Origin of the sequence: Methylobacterium sp. WL7, from assembly GCF_008040085.1 — a bacterium.
Lineage (GTDB): Bacteria > Pseudomonadota > Alphaproteobacteria > Rhizobiales > Beijerinckiaceae > Methylobacterium > Methylobacterium mesophilicum.
Window position 1 is genome coordinate 1 of record NZ_VRVG01000328.1, and the last position, 991, is coordinate 991.

The 991-nt window shown below is 70.8% G+C and carries 1 protein-coding gene and 1 pseudogene; both read left to right on the forward strand.

The annotated features are described in order from the left end of the window. The coding region (locus FV233_RS29585) for a DNA translocase FtsK (protein ID WP_147857874.1) at window positions 1-728 on the forward strand (728 nt) is incomplete at its 5' end. A 134-nt stretch (window positions 729-862) separates the two neighbouring features. Next, window positions 863-991 (forward strand): annotated as a pseudogene (locus FV233_RS31530) (outer membrane lipoprotein carrier protein LolA); the annotation flags it as partial.

A 991-nucleotide genomic window follows, 5' to 3' on the forward strand; every position in this document is an offset into this window, starting at 1 on the left:
TGATGGTGGCGGGCAAGGACATCGAGGGGGCGATCCAGCGGCTCGCCCAGATGGCGCGTGCGGCCGGCATTCACCTGATCATGGCGACGCAGCGTCCGTCGGTGGACGTGATCACCGGCACGATCAAGGCGAACTTCCCGACCCGGATCTCCTTCCAGGTCACCAGCAAGATCGACAGCCGGACCATCCTCGGCGAGATGGGCGCCGAGCAGCTGCTCGGCCAGGGCGACATGCTGTTCATGGCCGGCGGCGGGCGCACGACCCGTGTCCACGGGCCGTTCTGCTCGGACAGCGAGGTCGAGAGCGTGGTCGCCCACCTCAAGCGCCAGGGCCGCCCGAGCTACCTCGACGCCGTCACCACCGACGACTCGCCGGAGGAGCCGGCCAAGGAGGGCAAGTCCGGGCGCGGCGCCAAGGCCGAGAAGGTCGAGCGCTCCGAGGATTCCGACGAGGAGGCTCCGGTCTTCGACATCGGCGCCTTCGCGGCGGCGACCGGCGGCGAGTCGGACGACCTGTACAAGCAGGCGATCGAGGTGGTGCTGCGCGACCAGAAGGCGTCCACCAGCTACATCCAGCGCCGGCTGCAGATCGGCTACAACCGCGCCGCCTCGATCATGGAGCGGATGGAGATCGAGGGCATCGTCGGCCCGGCCAACCACGCCGGCAAGCGCGACATCCTGGTCGCCGGGGCGCCCCACGCCTCGAGCGGGATGTACGACGACGAGTGAGGCCGCCGCAGGGCCGCGATCCGATCGGTCGCGGCCCTTTCGCGTCGCATCTTCGCCACAGGGCGGGGCTCTAAGCCCCGTCCAATCCCGTTTCTGCCGGATCGCCCGCTTGGGGCGCCCAGGAGGTTCTGCCGATGATCGGCCGCCGCACCCGCACAGCCGGCTCCCTGATCGCCGCCGGGCTGTGGCTCGCCCCCGCCGCCCCGGCGCAGGCGCAGGTCGGCGCGTTCATCGACAGCCTGTTCGGCCGCAAGGAAGAGCCC